18 protein-coding genes and 1 tRNA gene are annotated in these 18,773 nt (G+C 69.9%); 7 read left to right on the top strand and 12 right to left on the bottom strand.

The window, feature by feature from the left end:
• The first annotated feature begins 34 nt into the window (after positions 1 to 34).
• Positions 35 to 2,092 carry a ComEC/Rec2 family competence protein gene (locus tag AC3A5Z_RS05440; protein WP_487518347.1) on the top strand — a complete coding sequence of 686 codons (2,058 nt, stop codon included), beginning with the start codon at positions 35 to 37 and terminating at the stop codon, positions 2,090 to 2,092.
• Here AC3A5Z_RS05440 and lexA read toward each other — a convergent pair.
• The 6 genes from lexA to AC3A5Z_RS05470 form a co-directional block, all read right to left on the bottom strand.
• A complete protein-coding gene (gene lexA / locus AC3A5Z_RS05445) occupies positions 2,086 to 2,772 on the bottom strand; it encodes a transcriptional repressor LexA (protein WP_487518641.1) in 687 nt (228 codons plus the stop codon). The genes AC3A5Z_RS05440 and lexA overlap by 7 nt on opposite strands.
• 64 nt (positions 2,773 to 2,836) lie before the next feature.
• On the bottom strand, positions 2,837 to 4,015 hold the full coding sequence (locus AC3A5Z_RS05450) for a molybdopterin molybdotransferase MoeA (RefSeq protein WP_487518348.1): 1,179 nt from the start codon (positions 4,013 to 4,015) through the stop codon (positions 2,837 to 2,839).
• Complete coding sequence (gene moaC / locus AC3A5Z_RS05455) at positions 4,012 to 4,506, bottom strand: cyclic pyranopterin monophosphate synthase MoaC (protein ID WP_107663385.1); 495 nt, start codon at positions 4,504 to 4,506, stop codon at positions 4,012 to 4,014. Before moaC ends, AC3A5Z_RS05450 begins: the two co-directional genes overlap by 4 nt.
• A complete protein-coding gene (trpC, locus tag AC3A5Z_RS05460; RefSeq protein WP_107663384.1) occupies positions 4,506 to 5,318 on the bottom strand; it encodes an indole-3-glycerol phosphate synthase TrpC in 813 nt (270 codons plus the stop codon). The genes moaC and trpC overlap by 1 nt, the downstream gene beginning before the upstream one ends.
• A gap of 41 nt (positions 5,319 to 5,359) precedes the next feature.
• A complete protein-coding gene (gene trpD, locus AC3A5Z_RS05465) occupies positions 5,360 to 6,376 on the bottom strand; it encodes an anthranilate phosphoribosyltransferase (RefSeq protein ID WP_487518349.1) in 1,017 nt (338 codons plus the stop codon).
• The gene (locus AC3A5Z_RS05470; RefSeq protein ID WP_487518350.1) at positions 6,373 to 6,960 is read right to left on the bottom strand and encodes an anthranilate synthase component II; all 588 of its coding nucleotides are present in this window, start codon (positions 6,958 to 6,960) and stop codon (positions 6,373 to 6,375) included. The genes trpD and AC3A5Z_RS05470 overlap by 4 nt, the downstream gene beginning before the upstream one ends.
• Before the next feature lie 159 nt (positions 6,961 to 7,119).
• Here AC3A5Z_RS05470 and AC3A5Z_RS05475 point away from each other — a divergent pair, with 159 nt between their 5' ends.
• On the top strand, positions 7,120 to 8,859 hold the full coding sequence (locus AC3A5Z_RS05475; RefSeq protein ID WP_487518351.1) for a divergent polysaccharide deacetylase family protein: 1,740 nt from the start codon (positions 7,120 to 7,122) through the stop codon (positions 8,857 to 8,859).
• Between the two features lie 295 nt (positions 8,860 to 9,154).
• On the opposite strand, the gene trpE is transcribed toward AC3A5Z_RS05475, so the two are convergent.
• The 6 genes from trpE to fabI form a co-directional block, all read right to left on the bottom strand.
• Positions 9,155 to 10,663 carry an anthranilate synthase component I gene (gene trpE, locus AC3A5Z_RS05480; RefSeq protein WP_487518352.1) on the bottom strand — a complete coding sequence of 503 codons (1,509 nt, stop codon included), beginning with the start codon at positions 10,661 to 10,663 and terminating at the stop codon, positions 9,155 to 9,157.
• Positions 10,664 to 10,674: 11 nt separating this feature from the next.
• Entirely contained in the window at positions 10,675 to 12,540 is a 1,866-nt protein-coding gene (locus AC3A5Z_RS05485) for a peptidylprolyl isomerase (RefSeq protein ID WP_487518353.1), read from the bottom strand.
• Between the two features lie 205 nt (positions 12,541 to 12,745).
• Complete coding sequence (locus AC3A5Z_RS05490) at positions 12,746 to 13,933, bottom strand: aminotransferase (RefSeq protein ID WP_487518354.1); 1,188 nt, start codon at positions 13,931 to 13,933, stop codon at positions 12,746 to 12,748.
• 112 nt (positions 13,934 to 14,045) lie between these two features.
• The gene (gene gpt / locus AC3A5Z_RS05495; RefSeq protein WP_107665440.1) at positions 14,046 to 14,549 is read right to left on the bottom strand and encodes a xanthine phosphoribosyltransferase; all 504 of its coding nucleotides are present in this window, start codon (positions 14,547 to 14,549) and stop codon (positions 14,046 to 14,048) included.
• 9 nt (positions 14,550 to 14,558) lie between these two features.
• Positions 14,559 to 15,173, bottom strand: a complete 615-nt coding sequence (locus AC3A5Z_RS05500; protein WP_487518355.1) for a LysE family translocator — start codon at positions 15,171 to 15,173, stop codon at positions 14,559 to 14,561.
• Position 15,174: 1 nt separating this feature from the next.
• Entirely contained in the window at positions 15,175 to 15,993 is an 819-nt protein-coding gene (fabI, locus tag AC3A5Z_RS05505) for an enoyl-ACP reductase FabI (RefSeq protein WP_487518356.1), read from the bottom strand.
• A gap of 160 nt (positions 15,994 to 16,153) precedes the next feature.
• Between fabI and pdxH the strand changes: the two genes are divergently transcribed.
• From pdxH to AC3A5Z_RS05530, 5 genes are all read left to right on the top strand, one after another.
• Positions 16,154 to 16,756, top strand: a complete 603-nt coding sequence (gene pdxH, locus AC3A5Z_RS05510) for a pyridoxamine 5'-phosphate oxidase (RefSeq protein ID WP_487518357.1) — start codon at positions 16,154 to 16,156, stop codon at positions 16,754 to 16,756.
• Positions 16,757 to 16,874: 118 nt separating this feature from the next.
• Complete coding sequence (locus AC3A5Z_RS05515) at positions 16,875 to 17,408, top strand: cold-shock protein (RefSeq protein WP_487518358.1); 534 nt, start codon at positions 16,875 to 16,877, stop codon at positions 17,406 to 17,408.
• On the top strand, positions 17,405 to 17,866 hold the full coding sequence (locus AC3A5Z_RS05520) for a DUF192 domain-containing protein (protein WP_487518359.1): 462 nt from the start codon (positions 17,405 to 17,407) through the stop codon (positions 17,864 to 17,866). The genes AC3A5Z_RS05515 and AC3A5Z_RS05520 overlap by 4 nt, the downstream gene beginning before the upstream one ends.
• A 41-nt stretch (positions 17,867 to 17,907) precedes the next feature.
• Positions 17,908 to 17,984: transfer RNA gene (locus tag AC3A5Z_RS05525), tRNA-Pro, on the top strand.
• A 162-nt stretch (positions 17,985 to 18,146) separates the two neighbouring features.
• Positions 18,147 to 18,698, top strand: coding sequence for a hypothetical protein (locus tag AC3A5Z_RS05530; RefSeq protein WP_487518360.1), 552 nt, complete (start codon positions 18,147 to 18,149; stop codon positions 18,696 to 18,698).
• Positions 18,699 to 18,773: the final 75 nt, after the last annotated feature.

Raw genomic sequence — 18,773 nt, forward strand, 5'->3', positions numbered from 1 at the left:
GGCTTGTCTAGGCAATCGCGGGGCAGGTGACAAGGTGCGCGTCCTCGGCAGGCTTCTGGCTCACCCGCTGCAGGCGCTGGCCGAGGCGCGGGGCATCCTGTTTCCCTGGGTGCCGGTGTTCATCGCCTGTGGCGCAGGCTGGTGGTTCGCCCTGCCGTGGGAGCCGGGTCTCGCCTTCTATCTCGGCGCCGCGGCGGTGCTCGGGCTCTCGGCGTTCGGCTGGCGGCTCGGGCCGGAGCTTGCGCATCCCTTCTGGGTTGCGCTCGGCTGTCTCGCGCTTGGCGTGCTGGCGGCAGGCGGGCGGGCGCATCTGCAGGCGGCGCCGATCCTCGGTTTCCGCTACTACGGCCCGATCGAGGGGCGGATCGTCGAGATCGACCGCTCGCAGGCCGACCTGATCCGCCTGACGCTCGACCGGGTGGTGCTGGAGCGTGTCGCGCCGGAACGCACGCCCGCCCGGGTGCGGATCTCGCTGCACCACCCCGTCCCCTACACCCGCCCCGCACCCGGTCTCACCGTGATGACAACCGGCCATCTCGCGGCCCCGCCGCCGCCGTCTGAGCCGAACGGCTTCGACTTCCCGCGCATGGCCTTCTTCGAGCGGCTGGGCGCTGTGGGCTACACCCGCGCGCCGCTTCTGGCGCTGGAGCCGCCCGCGCCGGGCGAGCAGCGCATCAACCGGCTGCGCGCCTCGCTCTCGGCGGCGATCCAGAGCCGCATCCCCGGCCAGCCCGGCGCCTTCGCGGCGGGGGCGGTGACGGGCGACCGCTCGGCCATCACTCAAGGAACGGTCGAGGATCTGCGCGCCTCGAACCTGTCGCATCTCCTGGCGATCTCCGGCATGAACATGGCCTTCCTCACCGGCTTCGTCTTCGCCGCCCTGCGCTACGGTCTGGCGCTGATCCCGCCGCTGGCGCTGCGCCTGCCGGTCAAGAAGATTGCGGCCATGCTGGCGCTTGCCGTCGCCGCCTTCTACCTCGCCCTTGCCGGGTTCAACGTGGCGACGGAACGCGCCTTTGTCATGGTGGCGGTGATGCTCGGCGCGGTGCTCTTCGACAGGCGGGCGCTGTCGCTGCGCTCGGTGGCGATCTCGGCCACGATCCTGCTGCTCCTGCAGCCGGAGTCGCTGCTCAGCCCCGGCTTCCAGATGTCCTTCGCCGCCACCGTCGCGCTGATCGCAGGCTTCGGCATGGTGGAGCGGCGGGTGCTGCGTGAACAGCTGCCCCGCTGGACGTTGCCGCTGTTCACCGCCCTGCTCTCCACCCTGATCGCGGGCTTCGCCACCGCGCCCTACGGGGCCGCGCATTTCAACCGCTACACCGACTACGGGCTGCTCGCCAATCTGCTGACCGTGCCGACCATGGGGCTCCTGATCATGCCCGGCGCGGTGATCGCGGCGCTGCTGGCGCCGCTTGGCCTCGCCGCGCCCGGGCTCTGGCTGATGGCGCTCGGTGCGCGCTGGATCCTCGCCGTTGCCCATTGGATCGCCGGATGGGAGGGCGCGGTCACCGGCCTGCCGACGCCGGGACCATGGGTGCTGCCGCTGCTGACGCTGGGCGCGCTCTGGGTCGTGCTCTGGCGCGGCGCGGTGCGGGGGCTGGGGCTTTTGCCGATGGCACTCGCCTTCGGCCTCTGGGCCACGGTGCAGCGCCCGCCGCTGCTGATCAGCCCGGACGGCACGCTGGTCGGGCTGATGACGGGCGAGGGGCGGGCGCTCTCCGCGTCGCGCGGCGCGGGCTTTGCTGCCGAGACATGGCTGCAGAACGACGGCGATCTGGTGGATCAGGCGCAGGCCGCCACGCGCAGCGGCTTCGACGGGCCTAAGACCGCGCGGCGCTTCAGCCTTGGCGGTATCCCGGTGGTGCATCTGAAGGGCAGGGAGGCGCCGCAGCATCTGGCCGAAGCCTGCGGCACGGCGCGGCTGGTGATCGTCGCCGGAGAGGCCGCAGCACCGGAGGGTTGCCGGGTCATCGACAGCACAAGCCTCGCGCGCATGGGCGCCATCGCTATCTGGCCCGAGGCCGATGGCCTGCGCCTGCAGCCCACCGCCCGGGGCGAGCGGCTCTGGCGCAAGCCCCCCGCGCGTCAGTAGCTGCGGATCAGCCCGACCAGCCGACCCTGGATCTTCACCCGGTTGTCCGGGTAAAGCTGCGTCTCATAGGCCGCATTCGCCGGTTCCAGCGCGATCATCCCCGACTTGCGGCGGAAGCGCTTCAGCGTCGCCTCGTGGTCGTCGACCAGTGCCACCACGATATCGCCGGTCTCCGCCGTCGACTGTTCGCGGATCACCACGATGTCGCCGTCGTTGATCCCGGCCTCGACCATCGAGTCGCCCTTCACCTCGAGCGCGTAATGCTGGCCGCGCCCCGAGAGCATCGAGCCCGGCACCGTGACATGCTGCATCGCGTCGCCGATCGCCTCGATCGGCAGACCGGCGGCAATGCGGCCCATCAGCGGCAGCTCGAGCGCATGGCTCGTCTCCACCGGAACGGCATTGCGCACCGGGGCGGACTTGTCGCCCTCGATCACCCGGGGGGTGAAGCCGGGGCGTTCCATCGCCTCGGGCAGTTTCACGATGTCGATGGCCCGCGCGCGATGCGCCAGACGCCGGATGAAGCCGCGCTCTTCCAGCGCGGTGATCAGCCGGTGGATGCCCGACTTCGACCGCAGGTCCAGCGCCTCCTTCATTTCGTCGAACGAGGGCGGAACGCCGTCGCGGTCCATCCTCGTCTTGATGAAATCGAGAAGTTCCATCTGCTTGCGCGTCAACACGGCCGTGCCCTCCGGGGTCAGGTTCACCCCCTGTTCTGCCCGTGTTCCCGCTTTGTGTCAAGCGTCAGAGCGGCAGGTAGTCCACCGTCTCGCCCGCCGCCCGCGCCGCGTCGCCCGGCGGGCGGATCAAGAGCGCATCGGCCTCGGTAAGGATGCGCAGCAGCGCCGAATCCTGCTGCGGGAAGGGCGCGATCTCCGGCATGCCGTCGGTCGGCGTCAGCCTTGCGCGCATGTAATGCGCGCGCGGCCCGTTCGGCGTCAGCGCCTCGGCCAGCAGCGCCCGGCGCCGGGGCGGGGCGGCGGCGGGCAGGCCCGACAGGACGCGCAGCATCGGCAGAAGGAAGAGATGCGCACAGACGATGGAGGACACCGGGTTGCCCGGCAGCCCCAGCATCGGCCGCCCGTTCAGCCGCCCGGCGATCAGCGGCTTTCCGGGCCGCATTGCCACCTTGTAGAAGGCGCGCTCCAGCCCCATCTCGCCCGCGACCTTGCCGACCAGATCGTGGTCGCCCACCGAGGCGCCGCCGATCGTCACCACGATATCGGCCCCGGCGGCCAGTTCCAGCACGGTGCGCAGCTCGGCCTCGGTGTCGCGCGCGATGGGCAAAAGCCGCACCTCCGCCCCCTCGGCCTCGGCCATGGCCTTCAGCGCGAAGCTGTTGGAGGCGATGATCTGGTCGGGGCGCGGCGTCTCGCCCGGCATCACCAGCTCGTCGCCGGTCGCCACCAGCGCCAGCACCGGGCGGCGCGTCACCGGCACTTCGGCGATGTTCATCGCCGCCAGCAGCGCCAGATCGTTCGGGCGCAACCGGCGCGGCGGCAGGCTGTCACCCACGCGGAAATCCTGTCCCGCGGGGCGGATATGCGTGCCGCTGTCGGCGCCCGGCTGCACCCGGATCGAGCCGCCCTCGGCCAGCACATCCTCCTGGATGACGACGCGCGTCGCCCCCTCCGGCACCGGCGCCCCGGTGAAGATCCGCACCGCCTCGCCCGGGCCGATGCGCCCGGCATAGGCATGCCCCGCCCCGGCCTCGCCGATCAGCGTGAACCGGTCCCCCGCCACAGGATCGCCCGCCAGCGCATAGCCGTCCATCGCCGAGGCCGCGAAAGGCGGCTGGTCGCGCCGCGCCACCGCAGGGGCGCACATGAAGCGCCCGCAGGCCTGGGCCAGCGCCACCGTCTCCGCCTCCAGGGGCGAGACCAGCGCCAGCGCGCGCTCCAGCGCTTCCTCGACCGAGATCACGCCCCGGCCTCGAAGCGCCCGGACTTGCCGCCATCCTTCAGGAGCAGCCGGATATCGGTGATGGTCATCGTCTTCTCCACCGCCTTCACCATGTCGTAGATGGTCAGGCAGGCCACGCTCACCGCCGTCAGCGCCTCCATCTCCACCCCGGTCTGGCCGCCGGTCTTCACCGTGGCCTCGACCGTCACGCCGGGCAGGGAGGGATCGGCGGTCAGCTCCAGCGCGACCTTGGTGATCGGCAGCGGATGGCAGAGCGGGATCAGATCGGCGGTCTTCTTCGCCGCCATGATCCCCGCCAGCCGCGCCACGCCCAGGACGTCGCCCTTCTTCGCCCGGCCTTCCGAGATCAGCGCCAGCGTCTCGGCGCTCATCAGCACCGAGCCCCGCGCCACCGCCACCCGCGCCGTCACCGGCTTGTCCGAGACATCGACCATATGCGCATGGCCCTCGGCGTCGAAATGGCTGAGCCCCGGAGCCTTGGTCTCGGCCATCAGATGCCGCCCTGCGCGGTCAGCGGCGCCGCCAGAAGCCTCCGCGTCGCCGCCGCCACATCCTGCTGCCGCATCAGCGCCTCGCCGATCAGGAAGGACCGCGCGCCGTAACGGGCGATCTCGGCCAGATCCTCGGGGGTGAAGAGCCCGCTTTCCGACACCATCAGCCGCTCCTCCGGCACCCGCCGCGCCAGATCGCGCGTCACGTCCAGCGACACCTCGAACGTGTCGAGATTGCGGTTGTTGATGCCGATCAGCCGGGATTTCAGTTGGCTTGCCCGCTCCAGCTCCTCGCGGTTGTGCACCTCGATCAGCGCATCCATGCCCCAGCGGATTGCGGCATCCTCCAGCTCCAGCGCCTGCGCGTCCGAGACCGAGGCCATGATGATCAGGATGCAATCGGCCGACAGCGCCCGCGATTCCGCCACCTGCCACGGATCGTAGAGGAAGTCTTTGCGCAGGCAGGGCAGGCTGGTCGCGTCATGCGCCTGGGTCAGGAAGGCGTCGGCGCCCTGAAAGGAGGGGCCGTCGGTCAGCACCGACAGGCAGGTGGCGCCACCTTCCTCGTAAGCCTTCGCCAGTTCCGCGGGGTTGAAATCCTCACGGATCAGCCCTTTCGACGGGCTGGCCTTCTTGATCTCGGCAATGAGCCCGTAGCCGCTCGGCACCGCGGCGCGCAGCGCCTTGAGGAACCCGCGCGGGGCAGGGGCGGCGCGGGCCGCATCCTCCACCTCGGACTGCGGACGCGCGGCCTTTCGGGTGGCGATCTCTTCCAGCTTGTAGGCCTTGATACGGTCCAGGATCGTGCTCATTTGGCCTCCTTCGCGGGGTTCTGGGGGGTCTGATCCCCTGTCTAGCCCGCCGAGGTGATGCGGGCAAGGGCAGCGACCTTGGCCTTCGCCGCGCCGGAGTCGAGACTTTCGCACGCCAGATCAGCCCCTTCCGGCAGCGTGTTCACCTTGCCGGCCACCACCAGAGCCGCCGCCGCGTTCAACAGCACCGCATCGCGGAAGGCGGTCTGCGCCCCGTCGAGCAGCGCGCGGAAGGCCACGGCATTCTCCGCCGGGGTGCCGCCGACGATCATCTCGAAGGGATGCACCGGCAGACCGGCCTCCTCGGGATGCAGCTCGAATTCGCGGATCTCGCCATCCTCCAGCGCCGCCACCTTCGACGCCGCGGAAATGGAAAGCTCGTCCGACCCGTCGCCGCCATGCACCAACCAGGCCTTCTCGGACCCGAGCGCCTTAAGCACCTCGGCCATCGGCCGGATCAGCCGAGGAGAGAAGGCCCCGGTCAGCTGCCGCTTTACCCCAGCAGGGTTGGTCAGGGGCCCGAGGATGTTGAACAGCGTCCGCGTCCCCAGCTCCATCCGCACCGGCATCACATGCCGCGTCGCCGGATGGTGCATCGGCGCCATCATGAAGCCGATCCCGACCTCGGTCAGGCAGCGCTCCACCAGCTCCGGCCCGATCATCACGTTGAGCCCCATCTCGGTCAGCGCATCGGCGGCGCCCGATTTGGACGACAGGTTCCGGTTGCCATGCTTGGCCACCACCACGCCCGCTCCGGCCACCACGAAGGCCGTCGCGGTGGAGATGTTCAGCGTGCCCTTGCCGTCGCCTCCGGTGCCGACGATGTCCATCGCCCCCTCCGGCGCGCGGACCTTGTTGCATTTCGCCCGCATCACCGAGGCCGCGGCGGCATATTCGTCCACCGTCTCGCCCCGCACCCGCAGCGCCATCAACAGGCCGCCCATCTGCGCCGGGGTGGCCTCGCCCTCGAACAGGCATTCGAAGGCCAGCTGCGCCTCGTCGCGGGTCAGCGCCCGGTCGGCGGCGATGCCGATCAGCGGCTTCAGACGGTCGCTCATGCCGGCACCGCAGCCTTGGCGGCGTCGAGGAAATTGCGCAGCATCTGGTGGCCATGCTCCGAGGCGATGCTCTCGGGGTGGAACTGCACCCCCTCGATCGGCAGCGTCTTGTGCCTGAGCCCCATGATCGTGCCATCCTCGAGCCAGGCGGTGACCTCCAGGCAGCCGGGCAGGCTGTCGCGCTCCACCACCAGGCTGTGATAGCGGGTGGCGAGGAAGGGCGAGGGCAGGCCGGCGAAGACGCCTTTGCCCTCGTGCAGCATCTTCCCCATCTTGCCATGCACGATCTCGTGGCAGCGCACCACCTTGCCGCCGAAGGCCTCGCCGATGGTCTGGTGCCCGAGGCAGACGCCCAGGAGCGGAATCTTCGCCTCGGCGGCGGCGGCGGTCAGCGCAAGGCAGATCCCGGCCTGCGCCGGGTCGCAGGGACCGGGCGACAGCACGATTGCCTCGGGTCTGAGCGCCATCGCCGCCTGCACGTCGAGCGCGTCATTGCGGCGCACGACCACATCTGCCCCAAGTTCGCCCAGATAATGAACGAGATTGTAGGTGAAACTGTCGTAGTTATCGATGAGAAGCAGCATCTTGCGGGGCCCCGGTGCAATGTGGTGGATAGGGGGTGAACCCTTGCGACGGTCGGGATATACATGGTCAGAGCCACGCGGGGGCGTCAAGGGCAAGCATGGCCCGAGGGCCGCGCGCAAATGCCCCGGAGCGGGGAAAAAACGATGAGGGAGCAGCGCGTGAGCCGGGGATTTGTATCTGGTGTGATCTGGGGCGGCGTCGTCGGGGCCGTCGGACTGGCCGTGGCCTCGCAACTGGCGCCGCCCGCCAACAGCCCGCTTCCTGTCCCCGGCAGCCTCGCGGCACCCGAGGCCGACGCGCTGCCTGAGGTGGCCGAGGCTCCCGCCAGCCCGGTGATCGAGGCCCCGGTCCAGCCACGGGCCCCGGCCACCGAAAGCTCCGCGCAGGAGCCGCTGCCGGAGGTCTCGGAGCCGGAGGCGCCGGCCGTGGCCGAGGCGCCCGAAGGTTCCGGCGGATCGATGGAGGGGGAGATGCCTGCCGAGACGGCTGTCGTCGAGACAGCGACTGATGTCGGGCAGGGGGCGTCCGACGCGCCCGCAGGGTCCGAGGGGCCGGCCGAGGCGGAGACGCCCGCGGCCTCCGAGGACCTGGCTGAGGCCGAGGCTCCCGCCGAGGCGGCTCCTGTCGAAACGCCTGCCGAGGCCGCCCCCGTCGGGACGGCGACCGGGGCAGGGGAGGCCAACGCGCCCGAGATGCAAGCCGCGAGCCCCGCACCCGCCAGCGATCTCACCCCGCCGCCGGGCTCTGAATTCTCGAGACCGCTGCCCGATGTCGATCCGGTCCTGCCCGGCCCCGATGCCAGCGTCGCGTTGGAAAGCGCCCCGGTGGTGACCAGCCCGGAGGCGGCGGAGCCTGCCTCGCCCGACACCTCGAGCACCGCCCGCCCCGAGCCCGCCCCGACCGCCCCCGCGGCCCCGCAGGCGCCGGGGGCCGAGCCCACCGACCCGGCGGCGCTGCCCGGCGAGGTGGCCCGGGCCGAGCTGCCCTCGGGCAGCGCCCAGCCCGGCGCGCCGGCTGCCGAACCCCTGCCGGGTGCCACCGACCTGCCGCCCCCGCCGCCGCTCACCCCCGAGGAGGAGGCGCTGCTGGCCCAGCCGCGGCTCATCACCCCCGATGCGCCGCTCGTTCCAGAGACCCCGGCGCCGGAGCCGGAAGCGGGCGTGACCACCAACCGCCTGCCACGGATCGGCGACGTCCCCGCCGCGGCGGAGGAGGAGGCCGAGGCGCCGCCGCCGGTGCGGGCCTTCGCGCGGGAGTTCGACAATCCGGCGGGCAAGCCGCTGTTCTCGATCCTGCTGATCGATACCGGGGGCCCGGACCTCGACCGCGAGGCTCTGGCGGCGCTGCCCTTCCCGGTCAGCTTCGTCATCGATCCGCTCGCCCCGGACGCCGCCACCGCCGCCGCGATCTATCGCAAGGCGGGGCAGGAGGTGCTGATGCTGGCCACCGGGATCCCGCAAGGTGCGACTGCCTCGGATCTGGAGGTCACCTTTGCCGCCCATGCCCGCGCCCTGCCCGAGGCGGTGGGTCTGGTCGATCTGCCCGAGGCGGGCTTTCAGGGCGACCGCACGCTGTCGGCGCAGGTCGCGACCCTCGTCGCCGATCAGGGCCGGGGGATGGTGACCCATGACCGCGGCCTGAACGCGGCGGATCAGGTGGCGCGGCGGCAGGGGCTGCCCGCGGCGGTGATCTTCCGGCGACTCGACGGCGAGGATGAGGGCGCGCCGGCGATCCGCCGCTATCTCGACCGCGCGGCCTTCAAGGCGGCGCAGGACGGGCGGGTCGCGGTGATTGGCGAGACGCGGCCCGAGACGGTTCAGGCGCTGGTCGAATGGTCGGTCGAGGGCCGCGCCGGAATGGTTGCGCTCGCCCCGGCGACGGCGGCGATGGGGGAGTGATTTTCACGCGTGAAAATCGGGGTACGCGGTTGATTTGACGCGGGATTTTGTGGGGCGGTAAGAATTTGTTAAGGCGGTGACGGGGCCGCCGGGTGACCGCGGATGCCAATGTTCGGAGACGGTGAGGGTGGGGTGGAACCCCACCCTACGGGATGTCGGTGCCTCGACGCCACGCGATCGGGGCATGTGTAGGGTGGGGTTCTACCCCACCCTGCGAGGACGGTTCGGCAGGTCCGGACAGCGGATGCGTTCGGGACGTTCCGATGTCGCGGGGGGGACTCCCCTACAGGGCGTCTTACCCGTTGCCGCGGCGGGCGAAGAGGCCGGCGTTTTCGGCGGCGCGGCGGAGGGCGAGGGCCTTGTTGACCGTTTCCTGATATTCCGACTCCGGGTCGCTGTCATAGACCACGCCGCCGCCGGACTGGATGTAGAGCGTCTCGTCCTTCAGCACCGCCGTGCGCAGGGCGATGCAGAAATCCATCTCGCCATTGGCCGCGAAATAGCCGACGCCGCCGCCGTAGACGCCGCGCTTTTCCGGCTCCAGCTCGTCGATGATCTCCATCGCCCTGACCTTCGGCGCGCCCGAGACGGTGCCTGCGGGCAGGCCGGCCAGCAGCGCCGAGAGCGCATCCTCGCCCTCGGCGATCTCGCCCACCACGTTGGAGACGATGTGCATGACGTGGGAATAGCGCTCGATGATGAACTTCTCGGTCGGGCGCACGGTGCCGACCTTGGCAACCCGGCCCACGTCGTTGCGGCCGAGGTCGAGCAGCATCAGATGCTCGGCCAGCTCCTTCTGGTCGCTCAAGAGGTCCGCTTCCAGCGCGCGGTCTTCCTCGGGTGTCGCGCCGCGCTTGCGGGTGCCGGCGATCGGGCGGACGGTCACCTCGCCGTCGCGCAGCCGCACGAGGATCTCGGGGCTGGCCCCGACCACCTGGAAGCCGCCGAAGTTGAAGAAGAACAGGAAGGGCGAGGGGTTGGTGCGGCGCAGGCTGCGGTAGAGCGCGAAGGGCGGCTGGGTGAAGCTCTGGCTCCAGCGCTGCGAGGGCACGACCTGGAAGATGTCGCCGGCGCGGATGTAATCCTTGGCGGCCTCCACGGCGGCCTTGTAGCCCTCGTGGGTGAAGTTCGAGCGCATCTCGCCCACAGGCATCGTCTCGCCGAAGTCGCGCTGCGCCGGCGGCGCGCGGTCGAGATCGCGCAGCGCGTCCATCACCCGCTCGGCGGCCTGCGCATAGGCCGCGCGCGCCGAAAGCCCCGAGGCGACCCAGGCCGGGGCGACGACCGTCACCTCGCCCTTCACCCCGTCGAGCACCGCCACCACCGAGGGGCGCATCAGCACCGCATCGGGCAGGCCGAGCGGGTCGGGGTTCACGTTGGGCAGGTGTTCGACCAGACGGATCATGTCGTAGCCGAGATAGCCGAAGAGACCCGCGGCGATGGCGGGCAGGTCGGCGGGCATGTCGATCCGGCTTTCGGCGATCAGCGCGCGCAGCGCCTCCAGCGGGGCCTCGTCCTGCGGCTGGAAGGCGGCGGGATCGAAGCGGGCCTCGCGGTTGATCGAGGCTTCCGTGCCATGGCAGCGCCAGATCAGGTCGGGCTTCATCCCCACCACCGAATAGCGGCCCCGCACCTCGCCACCGGTCACCGATTCCAGCATGAAGGTGTCCGACCGCGCCTCGGCCAGCTTCAGCATCAGCGATACCGGCGTGTCGAGATCGGCGGCGAGCCGGGCGTAGACCAGCTGGTTGCGGCCGGCAGTCCAGCCCTGTTCGAAAGCCTCGAAAGTGGGGGTCAGCGGCACGGGGTCACCTGTCAGCGGAACTGGGCATGGACGGCGGCGATCGCGGCGTCATCGAGCCGGATGCCCGCCTCGGCGGTCAGCGCATTGGTGAAGAGCTGCAGCGCGTCCTGCGCCAGCGCCTGATCGACCTGCGCGGAGATCGAGCCCTTGAGCGCGGTCGCCGCCTCGCCCTCGGTCGGGGCGGGGGTGACCTCGGTCACCTGCACGACGCCGGTGAAACCGGGGCCTTCGACGAGCCGGGCCGCGCCTTCCTCCAGCTCGAAGACGGTCGGCACCAGCGTGTCCGGCACGTTCTCGACGAAGCCGTCGCGGGCGATCTGCGGGGTCACGTCGACCACGCCGAAGGAGCCGAGCGAGGCACCGTCCTCGACACCGGCCACGACCTCGGCGGCGCGGGCGGCGAGCGCCTTGGCCAGCGCATCGGCGCGCACCGCCGCGGCCACATCCTCGGCCACCTCGTCATAGGGGCGCAGCGTCGGCGGCACGATGGCGTCGAGCCTGAGCGCCACCAGACCGCCGTCGTCGAGCGCGATGGCCTCGGGGAAGTCGCCCTCCTGGGCGGCGGCGGCGGCCTCGCGGAAGGCGGGATAGCCGGCGAGCGGGTCGTCGACGCCCTCGACGTAATCGACAGTGCCGAGCGTCAGCCCGGCATCCTCGGCCAGATCCTCCAGCGTGGCGCCGCTGGCCAGAAGATCGTCGATCTCCTCGGTGCGGTCGGCGATGGCACGGCGGGCGGCGTCCATCTGGAACTCGGCCAGAAGATCGGTGCGGGCCTCCTCGAAGGGCACCTCCTGCGCGGCGACGATGCCGTTCATGCGGTAGAGCGCCGGGCCGAGGTCGGAGGGCAAGGGGCCCACGACGCCGGGCTCGGTCAGGGCGAAGACGGCGTCACCGGCAGCGCCAAGGGCGGCCTTGTCGGCATCGCCGATGTCGATATCCGAGAGGGCGAGGCCGCGTTCGGCGACGATATCCTCGAAAGGCGTGCCCGCGTCGATCCGCGCCTTGGCCTCGGCGGCGGCGGCCTCGTCGGGGAAGACGAGGCGTTCGACCAGACGGCGCTCGGGCTGGACGAACTCGTTGATCCGGCTGTCGTAGAGCGCGCGCAGCGCCTCCTCGTCCACCGGCAGGGTGTCGACGATGTCCTCGGGCAGGAGGGCCGCATAGGTGATGCGGCGGGCCTCGGGGGCGGTGAAGGCTTCGGGATGGGCGTCATACCAGGCCTGCAGCTCGGCCTCGGTCGGGGCGGGCAAGGGGCTCGGCAGATCGGCCTCGGTCAGGCGCAGGAGCGAGAAGCCGCGACGCTCGGCGATATAGGCGTGCAGCGTGTCGACGAGGGGCGCGGGGGCGGTGAAGCCGCCGGCGACGGCACCTTGCAGCAGCGAGCGGGCGAGGCTTTCGCGCAGGCCGCGCTCGAATTCGGTCTCGGTCAGGTTGTTCTGCTGCAGCGTCAGGCGGTAGGTCTCGCGGTCGAACTGCCCGGCGGTGCCCTGGAAGGCGCTGTTGGCGGTGATCTCCTCGGCCACGCGGGCATCGCCCACCGAAAGGCCGACGCGGGCGGTCTCGTTGTCGAGCGCGGCCTCGGCCACCAGCCGCTGGCGCACCTGCGCGTCGAGACCGAAGGCCTGCGCCTGTTGCAGCGTCACGTTCTGCTTGATCTGCGCACCGAAGGCCGCCAGCTCCTGCTGCAGCGCCCGGGCATAGTCGTTCACCTCGATGTCGCGGTCGCCGACCTGGCCGATCGACTGAACGTTGCCGCCGAAATTGGTCACGCCGAAGCCGCCGAGCCCGACGACCAGCATGCCGACCAGAGTCCAGACCACCACCTGCTGGCCCTTCTTCTTGGGCTTGTGGTGTTCGATCGTCGTCAATCTTGCCATGGGTCGTCCTGCCGGGATGCGGATGTGTTGCGACTGTCTATGCGGAAGGGGGGCTCGGGGCAAGATGGCTGGGGCGCGGCCCTTGGCCGGACGCCGGGGGAGGGGCTGTCTGCCCCGACCCATCGCCTTTGGCCTCAAGCCGGGGGAGGGGCTGTCTGCCCCTCCCCCGGACCCCCACCCCGAGGATATTTAGGGACAGAAAATGTCAGGAGAGGGTGGGGGGAAGGGCGGCGAGTCTTGCGAAGAGCTGGGTGATGCCGGTGGTGTCGATGTTGGCGAAGGCGATGCGGAGCTGGCGTTGCCCTTCGGCGGAGCCTTCGGGCTGGAACATGGTGCCGGGCAGCATGAGGATGCCGGCCTCGTGCACGAGGCGCTTGGCGAGTTGGTCGGAGGGCAGGGCAAAGGGGTGTTCGACATAGGCGAAATAGGCGCCGCAGCCGAGGAGTTGCCAGCCGGTGAGTGCCGCGAAGCCGCCGGTCATCGCGGTGCGGCGAGCGAGGATCTCGGCCCGTTCGCCCGCGACCCATTGTCCGAGGTTGCGCATGCCCCAGAGCGCGCCGATCTGGCCGAGCTGGCTCGGGCAGATCGCCACGGTGTCGAGGAATTTCTCGACCTCGGCCAGCCGCGCCTCGGAGGCGACCACGGCGCCGACACGGTGGCCGGTCAGCCGGTAGGCCTTGGAGAAGGAATAGAGCTGGATGAAGCAGTCGGGCCAGTCCGGATCGGTGAAGAGATCATGCGGCGCGCCGGAGCGGCTGTCGAAATCGCGGTAGGTCTCGTCGACGATCAGCGCGAGGCCGCGGCTGCGGGCGAGGTCGCGGAAGGCGGCCAGCGTCTCGGCCGGATATTCGACGCCGCCGGGGTTGTTGGGGCTGACGAGCACGATGGCGCGGGTGCGCGGGGTGATGAGCGCCGCCGCCGCCTCGGCGTCGGGGATCAGGCCGGGGCCGGTGGCGAGCGGCAGGGTGGTGACGCCCTGCATGTCGAGCCACATCTTGTGGTTGAAATACCACGGTGTCGGCAGGATCACCTCGTCGCCCGCGCCGGCGAGGGTGGACATCACGGCGGTGAAGGCCTGGTTGCAGCCCTGGCTGATGGCGACCTGCGCGGGCGCGATGGCGCCGCCATAGGCTGCCGACCATTGCGCGGCGATCTCCTCGCGCAGCGCGGGCAGGCCGAGCACCGGGCCGTAGAGATGCGCCTGCGGGTCGTGCAGCGCCGCCTCGGCCAGCGCCTCGCGCAGGGCCATCGGCGGCGGATCGACCGGGGCGGCCTGGCTCACGTTGATCAGCGGGCGGTCGGGCGGGAAGACCGCGCCCGCAAGCCAGCGCCGCGCCTCCATCACCGGGGGCGGGAAGGTCGCGGCCATGGCGGGGTTGAGCGGCAGGGTCATCGGGCGGGCTCCGGGCAAGGGTCGCCCTGTTGGAGCAAGCTTTGCCGCCCGGTGCAAGAGCTTCCGCGGCGGGCTCCGGCGGCGCCGCGCATGGCGGGCCGCCGGAGCAGGGTCAGTCCTTGCCGCGATAGGGCTCGACGTATTGCAGCGCCATGTCCCAAGGGAAGAAGATCCAGGTGTCCTGGCTGACCTCGGTGATATAGGTATCGACCTGCGGACGGCCCGAGGGTTTGGCATAGACCGTGGCGAAATGCGCCTTGGGATAGAGCTTGCGCACCAGTTCCAGCGTCTTGCCGCTGTCGACCAGATCGTCGACCACGAGGATGCCGGTGCCGTCGCCCATCAGCTCGGCCTGCGGGGCCTTGATGACATGCGGCGCGGTCTGGGTCTGGTGGTTGTAGGATTTCACGCTGATCGTGTCGACCGTGCGGATGTCGAGCTCGCGGCTGACGATCATCGCCGGGACCAGCCCGCCGCGGGTGATGCCCACCACGGCGCGCCAGGCGCCGTTGTCGGGGCCGAGCCCGTCGAGACGCCAGGCGAGGGCGCGGCCATCGCGGTGGATCTGGTCCCAGCTGACGTGGAAGCCTTTTTCATGGGGCAGGCGATCGTTCATGGTGCTCTCCTAGGTGGCAGCGATCTTGAGGCCCAGAAGGGCCAGCAGGCCGCCGAATCCACGGTCGATGCTTGCCTTCAGGCGGAGATAGGCGCGCCGGGGACGGTCGAAGGAAAAGAGCCGCGCCACAAGCACGTTGCAGGCGACCTCGTTGAGAAAGACGACGCCGAGCAGCGCGGCGATGACCCAGGGCGCGGTGCCGGCGGGCACGGTGCCGAGGAAGACCGCACCGAAGAACACGGCGGGTTTCGGGTTGGAAAGCTGCGTGAGCAGCCCCAATCGCAGCGCCGAGAGCGGGCTGCGCGGCAGGCGCCCCGCCTCGCCCATGTCGAGCGGCGTGGCGGCGTGGCGCCACATCTGCAGCGCGATCCAGCAGAGATAGAGCCCGCCGGCGAGCTTGAAGCCCCAGAGCAGGGCGGGGGCGGTCTGGAACAGGAGGGCGAGGCCGAAGAGCGCGGCGCAGGCCCAGAACACCGCGCCGAGGCCGAGGCCCATGGCGAGGAAGACGCCGGTGCGCAGGCCCTCGGTGATCCCGGTGCGTGCGGCCATCAGCACGGCGGGGCCGGGGCTGGCGGCGGCGGCCAGATGCAGCGCCCATGCGGCGATGAACGCTGCGAGCGTCATGTCAGTGGTCTTTCTTCGTGGCGTCGATGTCGGGCGCATCGACAGCCTTCATGCCGACGACATGATAGCCCGCATCGACATGCAGCACCTCGCCGGTGGTGCCGGAGCCCAGATCCGAGAGCAGGTAGAGCGAGGCCTTGCCGACCTCTTCCTGCGTCACGTTGCGGCGCAGCGGCGAGTTCAGCTCGTTCCACTTCATGATGTAGCGGAAGTCGCCGATGCCGGAGGCGGCCAGCGTCTTGATCGGACCGGCGGAGATGGCGTTGACGCGGATGTTGTCCTTGCCCAGATCCTCGGCGATGTATTGCACCGAGGTCTCCAGCGCGGCCTTGGCCAGACCCATCACGTTGTAATGCGGCATGACCTTCTCGGCGCCGTAATAGGTCAGGGTCAGCAGGCTGCCGCCGTTCGGCATCATCGCGGAAGCGCGCTGGCAGACGGCGGTGAAGGAATAGACCGAGATGTCCATCGTCATGCGGAAGTTCGCCGCCGAGGTGTCGACATAGCGGCCGCGCAGCTCGCTCTTGTCGGAGAAGCCGATGGCGTGGACGACGAAATCCAGCGTGCCCCAGCTGTCCTTCAGCTGGGCGAAGAGCGCGTCGAGCGAGGCTTCGTCGGCCACGTCGCATTCGATCATCGTGGTCGAGCCGATGCTGGTGGCCAGGGGTTCGACCCGCTTCTTCAGCGCCTCGCCCTGATAGGAGAAGGCAAGCTCGGCCCCCTGGTCGGCGCAGCACTTCGCGATGCCCCAGGCGATGGATTTGTCATTGGCCAGGCCCATGATGAGCCCGCGTTTTCCTGCCAGCAAGCCGTTCGACATGGGGAGAGCCTCGCCTTTTTCCGGAGCGTTGAAAGATGACGTTTAGGCGATCCCGCGCGGCGCATCAAGGGCGCGGGAGATGGTGCATCTTGCCGCTGGCGGACGGGGGGTCTAGCCTTGCCGCGCGGCCACGGGGGCCGGGGTGCAGGAGAGCGGACGGATGGACAGATCGGGTATCTTTGCGGGCGACGATCCCTTCGCCATCGCGCGCGACTGGCTGGCCGAGGCCGAGCCGCTGGAGCCCAACGACGCCAATGCCATCGCGCTGGCCACGGTGGACGGGGCGGGGCTGCCCAATGTGCGCATGGTGCTCCTGAAGGACATCGAGCCCGCGGGCTTCGTCTTCTATACCAACTACGGCTCGCAGAAGGGGCAGGAGATCGAGGCCAGCGGGAAGGCGGCCTTCGTGCTGCACTGGAAGTCGCTGCGCCGCCAGATCCGGGTGCGCGGCCTGACCTCGCGCGAGGAGGGGCCGCAGGCTGACGCCTATTACGCCTCGCGCTCGCTCAAGAGCCGGCTCGGCGCCTGGGCCTCGCAGCAGAGCCAGCCCCTGTCGTCGCGCACCGCGCTGATGGCCGAGGTCGCCAAGGTCACGGCGTCGAAAGGAACAAACCCGCCCCGCCCGGCGTTCTGGGGCGGTGTGAGGATCACTCCGCTCGAAATTGAGTTCTGGGCCGACGGCGCTTTCCGTCTGCACGACCGCTTCCGCTGGACCAGATCCTCCCCGTCAGAGAGCTGGAAGATTGAACGGTTGAACCCATGAATTTCGTGCTGCACGAACGGAAGATGAGAATTTGACATGACTTTTACACTTGAATCCGCCTCGTGATTGACGGCACTACTGGCAGCCTAGGGGCTCATCTGGGGAAACGGCTCTGGACATGATTGATGACGAAAAGGCTCTGCAGACTGTGCATGGCCGCGTGAAATGGTTCGACCCTGCGAAAGGCTTCGGGTTCATCGTAACCGAAGAGTCCGGGGCGGATATCCTGTTGCACGCCAACGTGTTGCGGAACTACGGGCAGAGCTCGGTCGCGGATGGCGCCGGGATTTCGGTCAAGGTCCAGATGACGCAGCGCGGGGTTCAGGCCGTGGAGGTGCTCAAGATCGAGCCGCCGGTCGGGACCGCCTTCCATCTGAGCGAAGACAGCGAGCTGGCCACCCCCGAGGAGATCGCCGCGCGTCCGCTGGAACCCGGCCGGGTGAAATGGTTCGACAAGGGCAAGGGCTTCGGCTTCGCCAATGTCTTCGGCCGCCCGGAAGACGTCTTCATCCATGTCGAGGTGCTGCGCATGTCGGGCTTCGCCGATCTGGCGGCAGGCGAGGCGGTGGCGCTGCGGATCATCGAGGGCAAGCGCGGCCGGATGGCGGTGCAGGTCGTCTCCTGGGAAGCGGCGGCGCGGGAGCCGGAATGAAGGCGCTCGTCCTCGCCCTGCTGCTGGCTCCGGGTCTGGCGCAGGCAGCCTGCCGCGAGGATACGGTGGAGCTGCGCGGCCCCGGCGGCTCGGCCCGCTTCACGGTCGAACTGGCCGACAGCCCCACCGAACGCGCCCGCGGCCTGATGGACCGGGTGGAGATGCCGCGCTCGGCCGGGATGCTCTTCATCTACGAGCGTCCGCAACAGGCCAGCTTCTGGATGAAGAACACGCTCATCCCGCTCGACATGATCTTTGCCGGGCCGGATGGCGTGGTGAAGACCGTGCACGAGAATGCCGTGCCGATGGACGAGACCGCGATCCCCGGCGGTGACGGCATCCTCGCGGTGCTGGAGATCAACGGCGGGCTGGCGCGGCGCATGGGCATCGCTCCCGGCAGCGTCATGCGCCATCCGGCACTGGATCAGGCGCAGGCCGCGTGGCCCTGCGCCGAATAACGGCTTTCCAATCGGCCCGTTCGGCTGTAGGACAGCCGCGTCGGAGTGTAGCGCAGTCTGGTAGCGCGCCTGCTTTGGGAGCAGGATGTCGGGGGTTCGAATCCCTCCACTCCGACCATTTTGTGACCATCTCCGGTTGAATGCGCGGGTTCTTGCCGCATCTTTTAGTGCGAATCCGTGAAAAGAGCATATCCCCGCTCACGGATCGTTTCTCTGTTTGACTCAATCGCCCCATCACCCACCTAGTGTCACCTCACCTTTCAGGAAATGGGATCTTTGGATGGGTCGGCTAAGCTTTCCTCTGACCGCCCTTGGCATGGCATTGCTGTTCGGCTGGTTCGTGCCCCTGTCGGAGCTCGACCGGTTGACGCCGACATTGCTCATCACCATGGCCATCGTGGTGGCGGGGCTCCTGCTGCGGTCGGAGAAGACCATCGCGCATGACCTGCGCAGCCTCGACCCGGTGCAGCGCTGCCGCCTGACACGCCATATGGTCGAGCGGACCCAGGCCTATGGCCGGCTGATCGGCGCCTTCTCGATCACCATGGCAGGGCTGCTGGTTCTGACCGCGATCGGCACCGAGACCGTGGCCGATGCGCTGTCGCCCGGCCACAATCAGCTTGCCGCCGGGGTGATCGGTGCGGCGCTGGGCATCTGCCTTGCCGCCGTGCCCGAGATCGCCCGCCGCGATCTGGAGATCCAGCGCATGGAGAAGCGGCTGATCGATGCGCCGCGCAAGAAGGTGCCCGCGCCCCTGCCGCTCGGCGGCAATGTGGTGCGGCTCGCCACCCGGCTGAACCGCGGCCCGCGCGGCGACCGCGCGCCCTCCTGAGGGCGGCGCCGGGTTGCCGGACGGGGGCAGGGGGCCCATATCAGGCGGACCCCCTCCTTCGCAAAGCGAGACAGA

Source organism: Cereibacter sp. Soil_C_27, assembly GCF_057657095.1.